At 68.4% G+C, this 17,151-nt stretch carries 19 protein-coding genes and 1 riboswitch; of the genes, 7 read left to right on the plus strand and 12 right to left on the minus strand.

Annotation, left to right across the window (positions count from 1 at the left end; genetic code table 11):
- Nucleotides 1–19 precede the first annotated feature (19 nt).
- The 6 genes from recN (at nt 20) to LC068_RS10795 (ending at nt 4,613) form a co-directional block, all read left to right on the plus strand.
- A complete protein-coding gene (gene recN / locus LC068_RS10770; RefSeq protein ID WP_226637137.1) occupies nt 20–1,771 on the plus strand; it encodes a DNA repair protein RecN in 1,752 nt (583 codons plus the stop codon).
- A 169-nt stretch (nt 1,772–1,940) separates the two neighbouring features.
- Nucleotides 1,941–2,303 carry an AtpZ/AtpI family protein gene (locus LC068_RS10775; RefSeq protein ID WP_226637140.1) on the plus strand — a complete coding sequence of 121 codons (363 nt, stop codon included), beginning with the start codon at nt 1,941–1,943 and terminating at the stop codon, nt 2,301–2,303.
- Between the two features lie 50 nt (nt 2,304–2,353).
- Nucleotides 2,354–3,136 carry a F0F1 ATP synthase subunit A gene (locus tag LC068_RS10780; RefSeq protein WP_226637142.1) on the plus strand — a complete coding sequence of 261 codons (783 nt, stop codon included), beginning with the start codon at nt 2,354–2,356 and terminating at the stop codon, nt 3,134–3,136.
- Nucleotides 3,137–3,181: 45 nt separating this feature from the next.
- A complete protein-coding gene (locus tag LC068_RS10785) occupies nt 3,182–3,406 on the plus strand; it encodes a F0F1 ATP synthase subunit C (protein ID WP_123287116.1) in 225 nt (74 codons plus the stop codon).
- Nucleotides 3,407–3,483: 77 nt separating this feature from the next.
- Complete coding sequence (locus LC068_RS10790; protein ID WP_226637145.1) at nt 3,484–4,098, plus strand: F0F1 ATP synthase subunit B family protein; 615 nt, start codon at nt 3,484–3,486, stop codon at nt 4,096–4,098.
- Nucleotides 4,098–4,613, plus strand: coding sequence for a F0F1 ATP synthase subunit B (locus LC068_RS10795; protein WP_226637148.1), 516 nt, complete (start codon nt 4,098–4,100; stop codon nt 4,611–4,613). The genes LC068_RS10790 and LC068_RS10795 overlap by 1 nt, the downstream gene beginning before the upstream one ends.
- Nucleotides 4,614–4,678: 65 nt before the next feature.
- On the opposite strand, the gene LC068_RS10800 is transcribed toward LC068_RS10795, so the two are convergent.
- The 10 genes from LC068_RS10800 to LC068_RS10845 all read right to left on the minus strand — a co-directional run bounded on the left by LC068_RS10800 (nt 4,679) and on the right by LC068_RS10845 (nt 14,861).
- Nucleotides 4,679–5,152, minus strand: coding sequence for a DUF6789 family protein (locus LC068_RS10800; protein WP_226637151.1), 474 nt, complete (start codon nt 5,150–5,152; stop codon nt 4,679–4,681).
- A gap of 97 nt (nt 5,153–5,249) precedes the next feature.
- Complete coding sequence (locus LC068_RS10805) at nt 5,250–6,191, minus strand: SDR family oxidoreductase (RefSeq protein ID WP_226637153.1); 942 nt, start codon at nt 6,189–6,191, stop codon at nt 5,250–5,252.
- 43 nt (nt 6,192–6,234) lie between these two features.
- Entirely contained in the window at nt 6,235–7,818 is a 1,584-nt protein-coding gene (gene gcvPB, locus LC068_RS10810; protein ID WP_404825212.1) for an aminomethyl-transferring glycine dehydrogenase subunit GcvPB, read from the minus strand.
- An 11-nt stretch (nt 7,819–7,829) separates the two neighbouring features.
- Nucleotides 7,830–9,176: an aminomethyl-transferring glycine dehydrogenase subunit GcvPA gene (gene gcvPA, locus LC068_RS10815; RefSeq protein WP_226637155.1), complete on the minus strand. Its 1,347-nt coding sequence runs from the start codon at nt 9,174–9,176 to the stop codon at nt 7,830–7,832.
- 1 nt (nt 9,177) lies between these two features.
- Nucleotides 9,178–9,561: a hypothetical protein gene (locus LC068_RS10820; protein WP_226637157.1), complete on the minus strand. Its 384-nt coding sequence runs from the start codon at nt 9,559–9,561 to the stop codon at nt 9,178–9,180.
- Between the two features lie 22 nt (nt 9,562–9,583).
- Nucleotides 9,584–9,949, minus strand: a complete 366-nt coding sequence (gcvH, locus tag LC068_RS10825; RefSeq protein WP_209120563.1) for a glycine cleavage system protein GcvH — start codon at nt 9,947–9,949, stop codon at nt 9,584–9,586.
- A gap of 24 nt (nt 9,950–9,973) precedes the next feature.
- Nucleotides 9,974–11,083, minus strand: coding sequence for a glycine cleavage system aminomethyltransferase GcvT (gcvT, locus tag LC068_RS10830; protein ID WP_226637160.1), 1,110 nt, complete (start codon nt 11,081–11,083; stop codon nt 9,974–9,976).
- A gap of 132 nt (nt 11,084–11,215) precedes the next feature.
- A riboswitch (glycine riboswitch) is annotated at nt 11,216–11,313 on the minus strand.
- A 46-nt stretch (nt 11,314–11,359) separates the two neighbouring features.
- Nucleotides 11,360–12,367, minus strand: a complete 1,008-nt coding sequence (locus tag LC068_RS10835) for an adenosine deaminase (protein ID WP_226637162.1) — start codon at nt 12,365–12,367, stop codon at nt 11,360–11,362.
- Between the two features lie 38 nt (nt 12,368–12,405).
- Nucleotides 12,406–14,208: an arginine--tRNA ligase gene (gene argS, locus LC068_RS10840; protein ID WP_226637164.1), complete on the minus strand. Its 1,803-nt coding sequence runs from the start codon at nt 14,206–14,208 to the stop codon at nt 12,406–12,408.
- On the minus strand, nt 14,205–14,861 hold the full coding sequence (locus LC068_RS10845; protein WP_226637166.1) for a Tat pathway signal sequence domain protein: 657 nt from the start codon (nt 14,859–14,861) through the stop codon (nt 14,205–14,207). The genes argS and LC068_RS10845 overlap by 4 nt, the downstream gene beginning before the upstream one ends.
- 148 nt (nt 14,862–15,009) lie before the next feature.
- Here LC068_RS10845 and ispH point away from each other — a divergent pair, with 148 nt between their 5' ends.
- A complete protein-coding gene (gene ispH, locus LC068_RS10850; protein ID WP_226637476.1) occupies nt 15,010–15,969 on the plus strand; it encodes a 4-hydroxy-3-methylbut-2-enyl diphosphate reductase in 960 nt (319 codons plus the stop codon).
- A gap of 6 nt (nt 15,970–15,975) precedes the next feature.
- On the opposite strand, the gene LC068_RS10855 is transcribed toward ispH, so the two are convergent.
- Complete coding sequence (locus tag LC068_RS10855; RefSeq protein WP_226637168.1) at nt 15,976–16,548, minus strand: DUF3035 domain-containing protein; 573 nt, start codon at nt 16,546–16,548, stop codon at nt 15,976–15,978.
- 59 nt (nt 16,549–16,607) lie between these two features.
- Nucleotides 16,608–17,138: a signal peptidase II gene (lspA, locus tag LC068_RS10860; protein WP_226637170.1), complete on the minus strand. Its 531-nt coding sequence runs from the start codon at nt 17,136–17,138 to the stop codon at nt 16,608–16,610.
- Nucleotides 17,139–17,151 lie beyond the last annotated feature (13 nt).

A 17,151-nucleotide genomic window follows, 5' to 3' on the forward strand; every position in this document is an offset into this window, starting at 1 on the left:
GCGCGAGAGGCGGCTGCCCATGCTGACCGCCCTGTCGATTCGCGACATCGTGCTGGTCGACCGGCTGGACCTTGAGGTCGGGTCAGGGCTGACGGTGCTGACGGGTGAGACCGGGGCCGGCAAGTCGATCATTCTGGATGCCCTCGGGCTGGCGCTGGGCGCGCGGTCCGATGCCGGGCTGGTCCGGGCCGGAGCGGCCCAGGCGGTGGCCACGGCGGTCTTCGACGCCCCCACTGATCCCGAATGGCTGGCCGAGGCCCGCGAGCGCGGCCTTGAGGTCGAGCCGGGCGGAGAGCTGATCCTGCGCCGGGTGCTGGGTGCGGACGGACGCAGCCGGGCCTTCATCAACGATCAGGCGGTGGGCGTGACGGCCCTGCGGTCCCTCGCCCAGGGACTGGTGGAGGTGCATGGCCAGCACGAGACGGTCGGTCTGCTGGATGCCCGGACCCATCCCGCCGCCCTCGACTCCTACGGCGGTCTGGCGGGGGAGGTGGCGGGGGTGGCTGCTGCTCATGAGGCGCGCCGCGAGGCCGAGCGCCATCTGGAAGAGCTGAAGGCGGAGGCCAGTTCTGCGGCGGCCCGCACCGAAGAACTGACGCTGGCGCTGGACGAGCTGGACGCCCTCGCCCCCCGTGCCGGGGAAGAAGCTGAACTGGCCGGCGAACGGGCCCTGCTGGGCGCGGCGGAAAAGGCGCTGGCCGACCTCGCCGAGGCCCGCGATTCGCTGGGCGGCGACAAGCTGTCCCAACGGCTGTCTGCGGCGCTGCGCGCGGTCGAGCATGCGCGCGGCCGAGCGCTTCAGGCCGTGCGGCTGGAAGCCGAGAATGCGGGCACCGCCTCGGAGGCTTCGGGCCATGACCATCCGGTCGTCCTGCGTCTGGCGGCCGCCGCCGAGGCGATCGACCGAACCCTGGTCGAGGCCATGGAGGCGGTGGCCCAGCTGGATCAGGCGGCCGACGCGCTGGACGTCGAGCCGGGCCGGCTCGACAAGGCCGAGGAGCGGCTGTTCGCCCTGCGCGCCGCGGCCCGCAAGCTGAACACCACCGTCGAGGAGCTTCCGCGCCTGCGCGAGCGGCTGCGCGAGCAGCTGCGGTTGATCGAGGACGGCGCGGAGGCGCTGACCGCGGCCGAGCGGGCGGTGACCGCTGCGCGCGCCGCCTATGACGCTGCAGCCGCAGCCCTGTCGGCGCGACGGGCCGAGGCCGGAGAGCGTCTGGCCCGGTCGGTGGCCGAGGAGTTGGGGCCATTGAAACTGGACCGGGCCCGGTTCCGCGTGGCGCTGGAGCCGCTGGCCGAGGACCGTCGTGGGCCCCGAGGGGCCGAGACGGTGCGATTCGAAATCTCGACCAACCCGGGTCAGCCGTTCGGGCCGCTGGACACAGTGGCCTCGGGCGGGGAACTGGCCCGGTTCGCCCTGGCCATGAAGGCGGCCCTGGCGGCGCGACCGGATCAGGCCCAGCCGGTGATGATCTTCGACGAGGTGGATCAGGGCGTCGGCGGTGCCGTGGCCGAGGCCGTCGGGCGTCGCCTGCAGGGGCTGGCGCAGGGCGGCCAGGTGCTGGTGGTGACCCACAGCCCCCAGGTCGCGGCCCGGGGCCACACCCACTGGAAGGTGCGCAAGGGGGATCGTGAAGGCGCAACCTTCACCACGGTCGAGGTGCTCGACGCGGCCCAGCAGGGCGAGGAGATCGCCCGCATGCTGTCCGGCGCCGTGGTGACCGACGAGGCCCGCGCCGCCGCCCGTCGCCTGATCGACAATCCCGGCCAGTGACGCATCGCCACAGGGGGGCTGCGCCGCAAATTTTCCCTGTATTTTCGGGGCTTGAGACCGGGGGCAGGGTGCCTTGACCTGACGCCCGACCGCCTATAGGTTCCGCGCCGAATTCAGACCCCCTCCGACGCCCGCCTTCCGGCGCCAGCATCGGGCGCTGAGTAGGCAAATGTCCCCGACCGAGGAAACCCGCGAAGAGACAATCAGACGTCTCAACGCCCAGGCCGACTCGCTGAAGGCGCGGGCCACTCCCGAACCGTCCGAATACGGCGGGGCGGCCGCAGGGTACGGCTATCGCATCATGGCCGAGATGATCGGCGGTGTGCTGGTGGGCCTGGGGGTGGGCTGGGGTTTCGACCTGTTTGTCGGAACCGCACCCTGGGGGATGATCGTGGGGACCCTTGCGGGCTTTGCGGTCTCCATCTGGCTGGCGGTGCACTCCGCCAAGAAACTCAGCGCCCGCGCGCTGAAGGAATTTGGTCCCCCCCGGGACCTTCCGGATGACGCGGACGCGGACGACAACGACCGCTGACCGGGCCGCCTCACGGCGATTCGGAGTTTTGACTTGGGAGACACGGCGGCATGGCCGATCCGATGCATCAGTTCGAGGTTAAGCCGGTGGTGGAGATCGCCCCGGTGAATGTGCCCGGCCTCGGGCTGGTTGACCTGTCGATCACCAACTCCACGGTCGCCATGCTGGTGGCCGCGACGATCGTCGTCCTGTTCTTTGCCATGGTCACCGCCTCGCCCAAGGTCGTCCCCGGACGCCTGCAGGTCGTTGGCGAGGGCATGTTCAGCTTCATCGACGATCTGGCGGTCGGTATCATCGGATCGCAGGGCCGGGCCTTCTTCCCGTTCGTCTTCACCCTGTTCATCTTCATCCTGGCGATGAACATGCTGGGCATGTTCACGGTCTTCACGGCCACCGCGCAGCTGGCCGTCGCGCTGACGTTTGCCCTGATGACCTTCCTGCTGGTCATCATCGTCGGTTTTGCCAAGAACGGCCTCGGCTTCCTCAAGCTGTTCGCCCCGTCCGGCGTGCCCTGGTACATGTTGCTGTTCGTGGTGCCGATCGAGGTCATCTCCTTCTTCCTGCGGCCCGTGACCCTGTCGCTTCGTCTGTTCGGCAACATGCTGGGCGGTCACGTCGCCATGAAGGTGTTCGCCGGCTTCATCGTTTCGCTGGGCGCCGTCGCGTCGGCCGGCGGTGTCGCCTATCTGGCCTATGTCGCCGCCGTCCTGGCCTTCGGTGGCGTTCTCGCCCTGACGGCGCTGGAGTTCCTGGTCGCCTTCCTGCAAGCCTTTGTGTTCGCGGTCCTGACCTGCGTCTATCTCAATGACGCGGTTCACGCCGGGGACCACTGACCCTTCCACCCAACCTTCAATCGCTTCATTCAAAGGACTAAAATCATGGAAGCTGAAGCCGCAAAATACATCGGTGCTGGTCTCGCCACCCTCGGCATGATCGGGGCCGGCATCGGCGTGGGCACGATCTTCTCGGGCTTCCTGCAGGGCGCCCTGCGGAACCCCTCGGCCGCCAGCGGCCAGTTCACCAACCTGGTTCTGGGCTTCGCCCTGACCGAAGCGCTGGGCATTCTGGCCTTCGTGCTCGGCCTGCTGATCCTCTTCAGCTAAACCTGACGAACCAATCGGGCGGTGGCAGGTCCTCGCGGATCGCCGCCGCCCGTCGCTCTTTCTGAACCGGACTGACCATGGCTGTGCAATCCAGCGACGCTCCCCCGCCCCAGGACATCCTGCCGCACACGGCTGCTGCCGTGCGTGACGGAGAGGTCGCGCCATCGGAGACCCACGCGGCCACCGAGGCCGGGCACGAAGCCAGCGGTGGCTTGCCCCAGTTCGAGTTCCAGTGGTGGGCGGGCCAGATTTTCTGGCTGCTGATCATTTTCGCGGTCCTGTATTTCCTGCTGTCCAGGGTCTTCCTGCCGCGCCTGCGTCGGGTGAAGGACGAACGGGCCGGCACCATTGCCGCCGCTGTCGAGACGGCCCGGCAGGTCCAGGCCGAAGCTGAAGGCCAGGCCGAGACCGCCAAGGTCGAGGTCGAGCAGGCCCGCGCCAAGTCCCGCGCGACGGCTGCGGCCGCCAAGGCCCGCGTCACCGAAAGCGCCAATGCCCGTGCCGCCGAGGAAGAGGCCGTCGTCAACGCCCGTATCGCCGAGGCCGAGGCTGCGATCGGCAAGACCCGCGACGCGGCCATGAGCAATGTGTCCTCGATCGCTGCTGACACGACCCGTGCGATCGTCGAGAAGCTGACCGGCAAGGCCGCGACCGCCGCCGAGACCGATGCCGCCGTCAAGGGAGTTGCCTGATGCCTGCTTTCTTCACCGGCCATTTCTGGGACCTCGGCAATGCCGAGTTCTGGGTCGGCGTTGGCCTGCTCGCCTTCTTCGCCATCCTGGTGGTGGTCAAGGTGCCGGGCATGATCGCCACCCAGCTGGACGCCACGGCTACCAAGATCCAGTCCGAGCTGGACGAAGCCCAGCGCCTGCGCACCGAGGCGGAAGCCCTGCTGGCCCAGATCCAGCAGGAGAAAGCCGAGGCCGAGGCCCAAGCCGCCGACATGCTGAAGGCCGCCGAGGCCGATGCGCGCCGGATGGAAGAGGACGCCAAGGCCAAGCTGGAAGAAGCGCTGGCCCGTCGTCAGACCCTGGCCGAGCGTCGTATCGCCCAGGCCGAAGCCCAGGCCACGGCCGAGGTAAAGGCTGCGGCGGCCGATCTGGCCATCAAGGCGGCCGAAGACATTCTGGCGGCGCGTCTGGCCTCGCAGAAGTCCGATCCGCTGGTCGATGACGCGATCGCCCAGCTGGGCACGCGCCTGAACTAGACCTCAGCGCACGCCGACCGAAGACGGCCCCGGAGCGCATGCTCCGGGGCCGTTCTCATATCCGGCTAGTGCGCGAGGTGGACGTGGTCCCTGATGCGCGACTGGCGCCAGGCGGTGCCCACCATGCGGGCATAGACATTGCCCAGCACGCCACCGAAGACGGCGTGGGTCAGGACCAGCCAGGCCACCGAGATGAAGCCGGCCCGGATGCCGAACACACCGATCCCGGTCAGCGGGGCGATGGTCAGCCCCATGATCAGGAAGGCCCCGACGGCGAAGACAATGCCCTTGGTTTCGGGGGTTTCAGTCGGCATGCGCGGACACAGGATGCCGAACAGCGGGCCCAGTATCAGGGTGCCGACGGCGAAGTGTCCGACCCAACCGATCCAGGTGACGGAGTCCATCCCGAGCATCACGGAGACCAGTCGGGGAAAGCTGACCGCCCAGGGTCCGATCAGATACTGGGCGACCTCGAGGGCGGATACTGCGAGTGCCGCGATGAAACCGGCAAACATGCCCTTGTAAACGCGTGACATCATGACCATTGCGCCTCCCAACGCTTGTTTTGGTGTCTGATTACGCAGGGGCATCATACGCCCCTGAGGGGAGATCGCGTTCACAATGCCGTGCGCGGGGTCAGTCGCCGGGCCAGGAGACGCCGGTCAGGGCGGTGGACTGGTCCCACAGCCGGGCCGCGACATCCGCGTCGAGGGCCTGGTCCGAGGGCACTGCGAGACCGGGCGGACCCTTGATCTCGCGTCGGCCGGTCGGGCCCAGATAGGCGCCGCCGGTCACATCGGCCGAGGTGGCGGCCATCAGGATCGGCAGGGCGCCGGCGGCCTGGCTGTGGGTCACCAGAGGCTCGATCAACGGCCGGACGATCCAGCGGTGCACGGACCGACCGATGCGCGATCCCGTCAGCGGCCCGTTGGCGATCAGGCCGGTGCGCGCGATCCCGGGGTGGGCGGCGACGCTGGTCAGACCCCAGTCGTTGGCCCGGCTGCGGCGATCCAGCTCAAGGGCGAACATCAGCATGGCCAGCTTCGACTGGGCATAGACGGGCCAGGCCTTGTAGCCGTCGGTATAGTTCAGGTCGTCGAGGCGGATCTGGCCCTGCCGGTGGGCGATGCTGGACAGCTGCACGACCCGGGCGCCGCCGTTCCGGAGCAGGGGCATCAGCCGGGCGGTCAGGGCGAAATGCCCGAGGTAGTTGGTCGCCAGTTGCCGTTCAAAGCCGTCCTCGGTCTCCTCACGGCGGGGGAGGGCCATGACGCCGGCATTGTTGATCAGGGTGTCGATCTGCCGCCCTTCCGCCAGCATACGCTCGGCAAAGGCCTGCACCGAGGCCTGGCTGGCGAGGTCCAGCGCCTCGAACCTCAGTTTTGCATCGGGCTGCTGCGCGCGAATGTCGGCAATGGCGGCCATGGCCCGGTCATGGCTGCGCGTCGCCATGATGACGTCGGCGCCATGGGCGGCCAGCGCCCTGGCAGTTTCAAAGCCCGTACCGCTGTTGGCACCGGTGACGATGGCGCGCTGGCCGGTGAGGTCGGGAATGTCGCGTGTCGTGAAGGCAGTCATGCTCCCCATGTCGGGTCGACACGGGGAGCCTGCAAGGGAAGCCCTATTCTGCCGCCATGTTGGAGCCGTCCGGCGCGGTCCAGCGCAGGACCGGCTGCCGGGCGGCCCGGGTCTCGTCCAGACGCTTCATCGGGGCATGGAAGGGCGCCCCCTTGAACCGGTCCTTGTCGCCGGCCTTCGCGGCCCCGGCCAGGGCGCGCATGGCGTGGATGAAGCGATCCAGCTCAGCCTTGGACTCGGTCTCGGTCGGCTCGATCAGCATGGCCCCGTGCACGACCAGCGGGAAGTACATGGTCATGGGGTGGAAGCCCTCGTCGATCATCGCCTTGGCGAAGTCGAGCGTGGTGATCTCCGTGCCCTTCAGCCATTCGTCGTCGAACAGGGCCTCGTGCATGCACGGTCCTTCGGGGAACGCCGGGCTCATCAGGTCCTGCAGGCGGGCCTTGATGTAGTTGGCGTTCAGCACTGCATCCTCAGCGACCTGGCGCAGGCCGTCGGAGCCGTGGCTCATCATGTAGCTGAGGGCGCGGACATACATGCCCATCTGGCCCTGGAAGGCGCACAGGCGGCCAAAGGCCTGCTCGGCCTCATCCTCTTCGCGCTCGACCAGTTTGAAGCCGTCGCCGGTGTTCACGACCCAGGGGGCCGGAGCGAAGGGGGCCAGCGCCTCCGACAGCACGACCGGACCCGCGCCCGGCCCGCCGCCGCCGTGCGGGGTCGAGAAGGTCTTGTGCAGGTTGATGTGCATGGCATCGACGCCCAGATCACCCGGGCGAACCCGGCCAACGATGGCGTTGAAGTTGGCCCCGTCGCAGTAGAAGTAGGCGCCGGCCTCGTGCGTCAGGCGGCTGATCTCGAGGATGTCGCGCTCGAACAGGCCACAGGTGTTGGGATTGGTGACCATGATGGCGGCCACGTCGTCACCCAGCTTGGCCTCGAGGTCCGCCAGATCGACCCGGCCGTCCTCGGTCTGGGCGATCTCGACGACCGTATAGCCGACGAAGGCGGCGGTCGCCGGATTGGTGCCGTGGGCGCTGGTGGGCACCAGCACCTTGTTGCGCGGCTTGTCGGAGCGCAGGCCGTGTCCGGCGGCGCGGTGGGCGGCGCGGATGGCCATCAGGCCGCACAGCTCGCCGTGCGCGCCCGCCTTGGGCGACAGGGCCACCGCCGGCATGCCGGTCAGGGTGGTCAGCCAGTGGCTGAGCGTGTCCATCAGCTCGAGCGCGCCCTGGACGGTCGATTGGGGCTGCAGCGGGTGGATGTCCGAGAAGCCCGGCAGGCGTGCCATCTTCTCGTTCAGGCGCGGGTTGTGCTTCATCGTGCACGAGCCCAGCGGATAGATGGCCAGATCGATGGCGTGGTTCTTCTGGCTGAGGCGCACATAGTGGCGCATGGCCTCGGGCTCCGACAGGCCGGGCAGGCCGATGGGGTCGCGGCGAACCAGGTCGCCCAGGTCCGAGGCATCACCCTTCGGCGCAGGCAGGTCGACGCCGGTCTTGCCCCAGCCCTCGCCTTCGAAGATCAGGCCTTCGTTCTGCAACAGGCCGCGTCCGCCCGTCAGGGTCGCGGGCTTGCTCTCGACGGCGTTCGGCGTGGTCGGACGGCCAACAGTGTTCATGGTGCTCATCGGTCCGGTCCTCAGTTCGCCAGAACCTTGGCGAGGGTCTTCGCCAGGATCTGGATGTCGGCATCGAGGGTGGTTTCGGTCGCCGCGATCAGCAGGACATCGTCCATGCCGGCATCGGGGGCGAGGCGGCTGTAGGGCACGCCGGCGAGGATGTGGTGATTGGCCAGCTGTTCGACGACCTCGGCGGCGGGCTTGGGCAGCTTCACCGCGAACTCGTTGAAGAAGCGCGGGGTCAGCACCTTCACGCCCGGGATGGCGGCAACGGCATCGCGGGTCGCCACGGCCTTTTCGTGGTTCAGCAGGGCCAGCCGACGCAGGCCGGTTTCACCCAGCAGGCTCATATGGATGCTGAACGCCAGCGTGCAGAGGCCCGAGTTGGTGCAGATGTTCGAGGTCGCCTTGTCGCGGCGGATGTGCTGTTCGCGCGTCGACAGCGTCAGGACGAAACCGCGCTCGCCGTCGGCGTCGACGGTCTCGCCGGTCAGGCGGCCGGGCATCTGGCGCACCAGCTTGTCGCGCGTGGCGAACAGACCGACGTAGGGGCCACCGAAGTTCAGGGCATTGCCGATCGACTGACCCTCGGCCGCGACGATGTCGGCGCCCATCTCGCCGGGTGATTTCAGCAGGCCCATGGAGACGGCCTCGGTGACCACGACGATCAGCAGGGCGCCGGCCGCATGGGCGGCCTCGGCGATCTTGGTGACGTCCGTGGCAGTGCCGAAGATGTTCGGGGTCTGCACGACGACACAGGCCGTGTCGGGCCCGATCTGGTCGATCACGGCGGCCTCGGCATCGACCGCAGCCGGCAGGGCCTGGGTCTCGACGCCGACGGCGTGGACGACGGTCTCGGTCGCCTTGACGTAGTGGGGGTGGACGCCGCCCGAGATGACGGCCTTGTTCCGGCGGGTGACGCGGGTCGCCATCAGCACGCCCTCGGCCATGGCGGTCGAGCCGTCATAGAGAGAGGCATTGGCCACCGGCATGCCGGTCAGGTTCGCGACCTGGGTCTGGAACTCGTACAGGTACTGTAGCGTGCCCTGGGCGATTTCCGGCTGATAGGGGGTGTAGCTGGTCAGGAATTCCGACCGCTGGATGATGTGGTCCACGGTCGCCGGCACATGGTGCTTGTAGGCCCCGGCGCCGCAGAAGAAGGGCACGTTCCCGGCGGTAGCATTCTTCGCCGCCAGGGCACCCAGCGCCCGCTCGACCTCCAGCTCGCCCGCCACGCGCGGCAGGTCGACAGGGCCGTCCAGACGGGCGGCAGCAGGCACGTCGACGAACAGGTCGTCGATGGATTTCACACCGATCGCGGCCAGCATGGCCTCGCGGTCGTCGGGCGTCAGGGGGAGGTAGCGCATGCTAGTTTCCGGGAGGGGAGAAGCGGGCGGCGATGAAGACCACCCAGATGAAGGCGAGGGCGAACAGGCCGTAGATGGCAGTCAGGGCCCACAGGACAGGTGAGCCGATCTCCATGGCGCCGCGCGCGAGGGAAATGCCGCCGACCGCGAAGAGCACGACATTGGCCAGGCCCAGCGGGCGCCCGTAGACGCCGCCGAACACGCTGCTGCGCGAGAACCAGTTCATCAGGGCCACGCCGATCAGGGCACCGGCCAGAAGCTGGAACGGAACGGCGCTGGTGCCTTCCAGACCGGACAGGCGAACGGCCTCGGCCGGGGCGAAGTTCAGCGCCACGCCCAGAACGAACAGGAAGGCGGCACTGGCGGTCAGAAGGAGTTTGCTCATGCGCGTCTTCCTGCCGGATTGCTTACAGGGTGGCCAGGAAGGCGTCGTAGGCGGCGCGGTCCATCAGGCCGTCCAGCTGCGAGGCGTCCGAGACCTTGATCTTCGCAAACCAGCCCTCGCCCTCGGCGTCGGCGTTGACGGTTTCCGGGGCGCCTGACAGGGCGTCGTTGGCCTCGACCACCTCGCCCGCGACGGGAGCATAGACGTCCGAGGCGGCCTTGACGCTCTCGACCACGGCGAAGCTGTCGCCCTTGCCGACGGTCTTGCCGACCTCGGGGGTCTCGACGAAGACCACATCGCCCAGCTGGTCGGCGGCGTGCTTGGTGATGCCGACGGTGGCGACGTCACCGTCCAGTTTGACCCACTCGTGATCCTTGGTGAACTTCATGGTCTGATCCTTCCTGAGGCCCAATCAGGCTTTGGGTTTGCGATAATAGCGTTGCGCCACAAACGGCATGGCGACGACGGTGGCGACGGCCGGTTTGCCGCGGACGATGACCTTCAGCTCCGTGCCCAGTTCGGACAGGTGCGGCGGAACATAGCCCATGGCGATGTTGTGGCCGAGGGTCGGCGAGGGGCCGCCCGAGGTGACCTTGCCCACGACCGTGCCGTCGGCATCGGCGATCTCGGCGCCTTCGCGGGCGGGGGCGCCTTCCTTGACGTACAGGCCGATGCGCACCCGGGCCGGGCCGTCGGCCAGCTCCTCCAGGATGCGGTCGGCGCCGGGGAAATCGGCGCGCTCCTTGCGCGACTTCGACAGGGCGAAGGTCAGGGCCCCCTCGACCGGGCTGGTCGTCGGATCGATGTCGTGTCCGTGCAGGGGCAGGCCGGCCTCGAGGCGCAGGCTGTCGCGGGCGCCCAGACCGATCGGCTTGACGCGGGCGTCCTCCAGCAGGGTGTTCCAGATGCGCTCGGCCTGGTCGGCGGGCACCGAGATCTCATAGCCGTCCTCACCCGTATAGCCCGAGCGGGAGATGAAGCAGTCGGCGCCGAACAGCATCAGGCGGGCGCATTCCATGAAGCCCATCTCGGCCAGCACCGGCTCGTGCGCCCCCATGACCTCGGCGGCCTCGGGCCCCTGGATGGCCAGCAGGGCGCGGTCTTCCAGACGGGTCAGGGTGACGTCACCCTCCAGCCGGGCCTGGAGATACGCGAAGTCCTCTTCCTTGTTGCCCGCGTTGACCACGACATAGAGCCCTGCATGGTCGGGCTTGCCGGCCATCAGGTCGTCCATGATGCCGCCGTCGTCGTTCAGCAGCAGGGAGTATTTCTGCTTGCCGGCCTTCAGGACCTGATAGTCGCCGGGCACGAACCGCTCGAACCAGCTGACGGCATCGGCGCCCGTGATCTTCGCCTGGCCCATGTGCGAGACGTCGAACAGGCCGGCGTGCTCGCGCGTCCAGCGATGCTCGGCCAGCACGCCCTCGTACTGGACCGGCATGTCATAGCCGCCGAAGCCGACCATGCGCGCGCCGAGCGCCCGGTGAGCGGCATTGAGGGGCGTGGTCTTCAGGTCGGTCATCGGTGTCAGGCTCTCGATCGCAGACGGTTTCCCGCCCCGTGAAGCCCCCGCTGTCTCGAAGCCTGAGAGATTCCGGCGAACAGGTTCGCCTTGCTCCGTCGGCGAGCCCGGCCGGGCTCTTTCCAGCGTCTGACGCGCCTCGCGGTCCTTTTGCCTGAGCGTTTCCGGGGCGGTTGCGCCTTCGGCTCCGGGGCCAGAACCGAGACCCCGATCTCTCCCGCGAGAGCCCGCCTTCCCTGTGCGTAGCCGCGTCCGGAGTCAAGCGCCCAGCATGGATCAGGCGTCTGCGTAGGCCCGCACCTCGGCAATATGCCGCGCCCTGTCGGCCTCGGGCAGGAAGGATCCCGAGAAGCTGTTGACGGCAATCTCGACCAGCTGCTCGCGGGTCACGCCCGTCTGGTCGGCCATGGCCTCATAGTTGCGGTTCACATAGCCGCCGAAATAGGCCGGATCGTCGGAGTTGAGCGTGACCTTCAGCCCCGCGTCCAGCATGGCGGGCAGGGGGTGGCGGCTGAGGTCGTCGACCACGCAGAGCTTGTGGTTCGACAGGGGGCAGACCGTCAGGGTCATGTTTTCGTCGACCAGCCGACGGATCAGGGCCGGATCCTCCATGGCACGGTTGCCGTGGTCGATGCGGTCGACCTTGAGCAGGTCCAGCGCCTCCCAGATGTAGTCCGGCGGCCCTTCCTCGCCCGCGTGGGCGACGCGCTTCAGGCCCATCTGGCCCGCGCGTTCGAACACCCGCTGGAATTTCGATGGCGGGTGGCCGACCTCCGAGGAATCGAGCCCCACGCCGAGGATTCGGTCCCGCCAGGGCTCGGCGGCCTCCAGCGTGTCAAACGCCGCGTCCTCGTCGAGATGGCGGAGGAAGCACAGGATCAGCTGCGACGAGACGCCGAGTTCGCTCTCGGCCTGATCCATCGAGGACAGCAGACCGTCGATCACGACCTCGAAGGGGATGCCGCGGTCGGTGTGGGTCTGGGGATCGAAGAAGATCTCGGCGTGGCGCACGCTGTCGGCCGCCGCGCGCCGGAAATAGGCCAGGCCCAGGTCGTGGAAGTCCTGCTCGGTGCGTAGCACATCGGCCCCGGCATAGTAGATGTCGAGGAAGTCCTGCAGGTTCGAGAAATCATAGGCGGCCCGCACGGCCTCGACGCTGTCGAAGGGCAGGGACACCTTGTTCCGCTTCGCCAGCTCGAACATCAACTCGGGCTCGAGCGAGCCTTCGATGTGCAGGTGCAGTTCAGCCTTGGGCAGGCCGGCGATAAAATCGTGCATGGACATGGCTGGGCTCCCGGGACGTGCAGCCCCGCGAGACTAGGCTACATCCGCTCCGGTGTCGCTATGCCGAGCAGGTCGAGCGCAAGCTCCAGCTGGGCGAGCGTCGCCTGCGACAGCGCCAGACGCGAGGCGCGCACAGCCGCATCCTCTGCACCGAGGATCGGGCAGGCCGCGTAGAATTTCGAGAACGATTGGGCCAGCCGCCAGGCGTGCTCGGCCACAAGGTGCGGCATGCGCTTGTCATAGGCGTCGGCAACGGCGCCCGAGAAGGCATCCAGCGTCAGGACCAGGTCGCGCTCGGCCGGTTCGTCGACGCGGATCGGCGTGTCGGTCGGAGCGGCGTCCCCTGCCTTGCGCAGCAGGGATTTGATGCGCACCGACTGGTACAGCAGATAGGGACCGGTCTTGCCCTCGAAGCTGATGAAGCGGTCGAGGTCGAAGACGTAGCTGGTGGTCCGGGCATTCGACAGGTCGGCAAATTTGAGCGCGGCGACGGCCACCTTGCGGGCCGTGTCGTCGAAGGCCTCGGGCGCGAGGTCGTTGCCCAGCCGGGCTTCCTTCAGCCGTTCGCGGGCCTTGTCGGTGGCCGTGGTGATCAGGTCGTGCAGCTTGAGCACGCCGCCGGCGCGGGTCTTGAAGGGCTTGCCGTCCGGCCCGTTCATGGTGCCGAAGCCCAGATGCTCCAGCTCGCCGTCGGCGGCGTAGCCTGCCAGCCGCGCGGCGCGGAACACCTGCTCGAAATGCTCGGCCTGACGCTCGTCGACGACATACAGGATCAGCTGCGGATCGATGCGATTGCGGCGGTCGACAATGGTGGCCAGGTCGGTGGTGCCATACATGGCCGAGCCCTCCGAAGAGACCACGAGCAGGGGCGGCGGGCTGGGCGTCTCGACGACCGAGCCGTCCTCCAGCTTTTTCTTGCGGGTCTCGCCCGGGCCAGCAACGTGGACGACGCGCGCGCCCTGATCCTCGACCAGCAGGCCCTTGGCTTCCAGATCGGCGATCATGCCGGCCATCAGGGGATCGGCGTCCGACTCGCCGTTCCACAGGTCGAAGGTGACGCCCAGCGCCGAAAACTCGCGCTCCAGCGCCGTGCGGCTCACCGCCACGAAGTGGGACCACAGGGCGCGGTAGCCCGGCCGTCCGGCCTGCAGCTCTGCCGTGGCCTTGCGGGCGCGGTCGCGGAAGCCGGCGTCCTCTTTCGCCTTGGCGGCGGCCTGCGGATACAGGCGCTCCAGATCTTCCAGCGAGACCGGGCTGTCGGCCGGGAAGGGGCCGTCCCCGTCGGCCATGAAGGCCTCGGCCCCGCCTTCGTCCGCGAGGGCGACGATCAGCAGGCCCATCTGGAAGCCCCAGTCGCCGAAGTGGGCATCGCCCCACACCTGATCGCCCCGGAAGCGGAACAGGCGCTTCAGGCTTTCGCCGATGATGGACGAGCGCAGGTGGCCGACGTGCATCGGCTTGGCCACGTTCGGGCCGGCATAGTCGATCATGACACGGCGGCTGTCGGCCACCGGCGCGGCGCCGCGATGGAGGTCGTCAGCAAGGACCTCGGCGGCGCGCGAGGCCAGGGCCGCGGGCGAGACGACCAGATTGATGAAGCCGGGGCCGGCCACCTCGACCGAGGTCAGGTCCGGATGGCCCTCAAGCCGCGCAGCCACACGTCCGGCCAGATCGCGCGGATTGGTGCCGTGCGCCTTGGCGACGGCGAGGGCGGCGTTTGACTGGAAGTCTGCGAGGTCGGGGCGATCCGAGGCCGTGACCCGAACCTTGTCCGAGGCCACGCCTTCGGCGGCGAAGGCGGCCGCGACCGCTTCGCCGAGGCGCGATTTCAGATCGGTCATCGGTTGATGCAGGTCCCGGCGCTGGTGCCCGAGGCGTCGACGCAGAACCGGCTGCCGACGCGGTTGAACTCGGCCATCTCCGGCGTCACGTCGAAGCCGATCAGGATTTCGAAATTGGCGCCCGAGGTCTGGGCAGAGGCGCGCGGGATGACGATCGTCTGCGACTCGCTGACCCGGGTGCGGTCCTGGCCGTCGAACTGCACGGGCAGGTCGAAATATTCCTTGGCGAGAATGGCCTGGTCGCGGCTGGTGACCGCCACCCAATAGCGATAGGTGCGGCCGTCACCCTGGGCATTCGGGCCCTTGCCGAGCGCGAACAGCATATTGGTGTCGACCACGATCGGGTCATCGTCGCGATAGCGGCAGTCCGAGGTCACGCCCTCGATCTCGCCGGTGTAGCCGACGTTGGCGGCGATGGCGCGGTTGTCCTGCAGCTCGACGTAGCGGGCCGCGTCATACAGAATCCGCACGATCGGGCAGGGGCCCGCATTGGCACGACGGCCGAGCGGCAGGGTGCGGGCGCGCTGGCGCGTCTCGATCGACGACCCGTCTGCCGTCTGTCCGCCGCCCGGTCGGCTTTGCGCCTGGGCAGCGTCGGGCAGGGCGGCCAGCGAAACGGCGGCGACGAAGGCAAGGGCAAGAACGCGACGCATCTGTGTCTCTACATTTCCCGGGTTGGGTGGGCCGGTTCGCCCCGAATTCCAAGGCGACACCTTCCCGCTGATAACGGCTAAAGCGAGGCACCGCAAACAGCCGGTGGCGCCGGGGCCCGAGGACGCCTAGTTTGGAGGCATGGATATGGTGCCGTCTTCCTCCCCCGACCCGCGTCCGCTGACTGTGCGGCTGGCCACCCCGCGCGGCTTCTGTGCAGGCGTCGACCGGGCGATCCAGATCGTCGAGCGGGCGCTCGAGAAGTATGGCGCGCCGGTCTTTGTGCGGCACGAGATCGTGCACAATCGCCACGTGGTCGAGCGGCTGAAGGCCCTGGGCGCCGTCTTCGTCAAGGAATTGGACGAATGCCCCGACGACCGGCCGGTGGTCTTCTCGGCCCATGGCGTGCCCAGATCGGTGCCGGAAGCGGCCCGGTCCCGCGAGATGTTCTTCCTCGATGCCACCTGCCCGCTGGTGTCCAAGGTCCATGTGGAATGTGAGCGCCGCCACCACGAGGGCCGCCACATCATCCTGATCGGCCATGCGGGGCACCCGGAGGTGATCGGCACCATGGGCCAGTTGCCCGCAGGCGCCATCTCGCTGGTCGAGACCGTTGAGGACGCCCAGGCTTTCCAGAGGCCGGGGGATCAGCCGCTGGCCTATGCGACCCAGACGACCCTGTCGGTCGACGACACGGCAGAGATCCTGTCGGTGCTGAAGGCCCGGTTCCCGGAGCTGCCGGACCCGCACAAGGAGGACATCTGCTACGCCACCACCAACCGTCAGGAGGCGGTCAAGCGGCTGGGCGAGGGCAGTGATCTGGTGCTGGTGGTCGGGTCGGCCAATTCGTCGAATTCGGCCCGGCTGGTTGAGGTCGCCCTGCGCGCCGGGGCCCGCGATGCGCGGCTGGTGGACGATGCCTCGGCCATTGACTGGCGCTGGTTCGACGGGGTTCAGACGGTCGGCGTGACCGCCGGCGCCTCGGCTCCGGAGAGCCTGATCGCCGATCTGGTCGCAGCCATTGCCGAGCGCTTCGACGCGTCAGTGGTCGAGGATGACGGCGTCAGAGAGGCCGTCACCTTCAAGCTGCCGCGCGCGCTGCTGAGCTGAGGAGCCCTAGAGGCCCGGCAGCTTGAAGCCACCGCGGCCACGCGGCTCGATGACGATGGCGTTCTGGCCACCGGTCAGGGCCTGCAGACGCTCATATTCCGAGGCGGCGTCGATCGGCACCACGCCGTCGGCGGTCAGCATGCGGGTTTCGGTCTGGGTCGCGGGGTCGTCGCGGCGCCAGAACATGACGCGGTTGGCCCAGTTCTCTTCCTTGTGGGCGATGTCGCCGAACTGGTCGTCGATGACGTAGCGGATCGTGCCGTCGATCTGGCCGGTGCCGGCGCCGACGCGGCTGGCCAGCGCCTGTTCCCCGGCCGAGCGGGTCACGGATTGACGCTCGGAGGCCAGGATCTGGCGGGCCACCAGTTCGGGGGTCACGTCCTGCGGGCGCGGCTGGCCCGGGACCGGCGGCCGCAGGCCGTATTCCGGCGGGACCGACAGGGGGGCCCGCGACACGGTCAGGAACTCGTCCGGGGTGACCTTGGTCAGGCCGACGCTCTGGCGAAAGCCGGTGCAGGCCTGCAGCGAGAGGGCCGACACGGCGACGACGGCGAGGGCGAGAACTTTACGGTTACGCATGGATAGGCTCGGCTCCTGTGGCGCGACGGGCACCTGGGATCTTAGTGAAGACCCTGTGATTACGACTTTTCGTTGGCGAGGCCAACCTCGCGACCCTGACGTTCGGACAGGAAGGCGTCGACGATCAGCAGGATCACGCCGATGGTGATGGCGCTGTCGGCGATGTTGAAGACCCACGGAAAGACGCCGGTCCCGGAGAAATCGAGGAAGTCGACCACGCCGCCGAAACGCAGGCGGTCGATGACATTGCCCAGCGCCCCGCCCATGACCAGGCCGATGGCGGTGATCAGCAGGCGGCGGTCGGCGCGTGTCGCCCACCAGGCCAGCAGACCGGCCACCCCGACCGAGAAGATCGACAGCAGCCAGCGTCCCGCGCCGCCGCCCAGCAGGCCGAAACTGACGCCGTCATTCAGCAGATAGGTCAGCCGGAAGTAGGGCGGCCAGACATCCGCCAGCGGGAAGCCGTTGGGAATCAGCGACAGGTCGGTCGTGCCCAGCCGGGTCAGGACCCATGCCTTGGTCAGCTGGTCGAGGACGATGATCGTCAGGGCAAAGCCGTAGGCGGCCCAGGTGATGCGCGGGATTCTCATGACCGCAGGCGGT

This window comes from Brevundimonas poindexterae, from assembly GCF_020524625.1.
Lineage (GTDB): Bacteria > Pseudomonadota > Alphaproteobacteria > Caulobacterales > Caulobacteraceae > Brevundimonas > Brevundimonas poindexterae_A.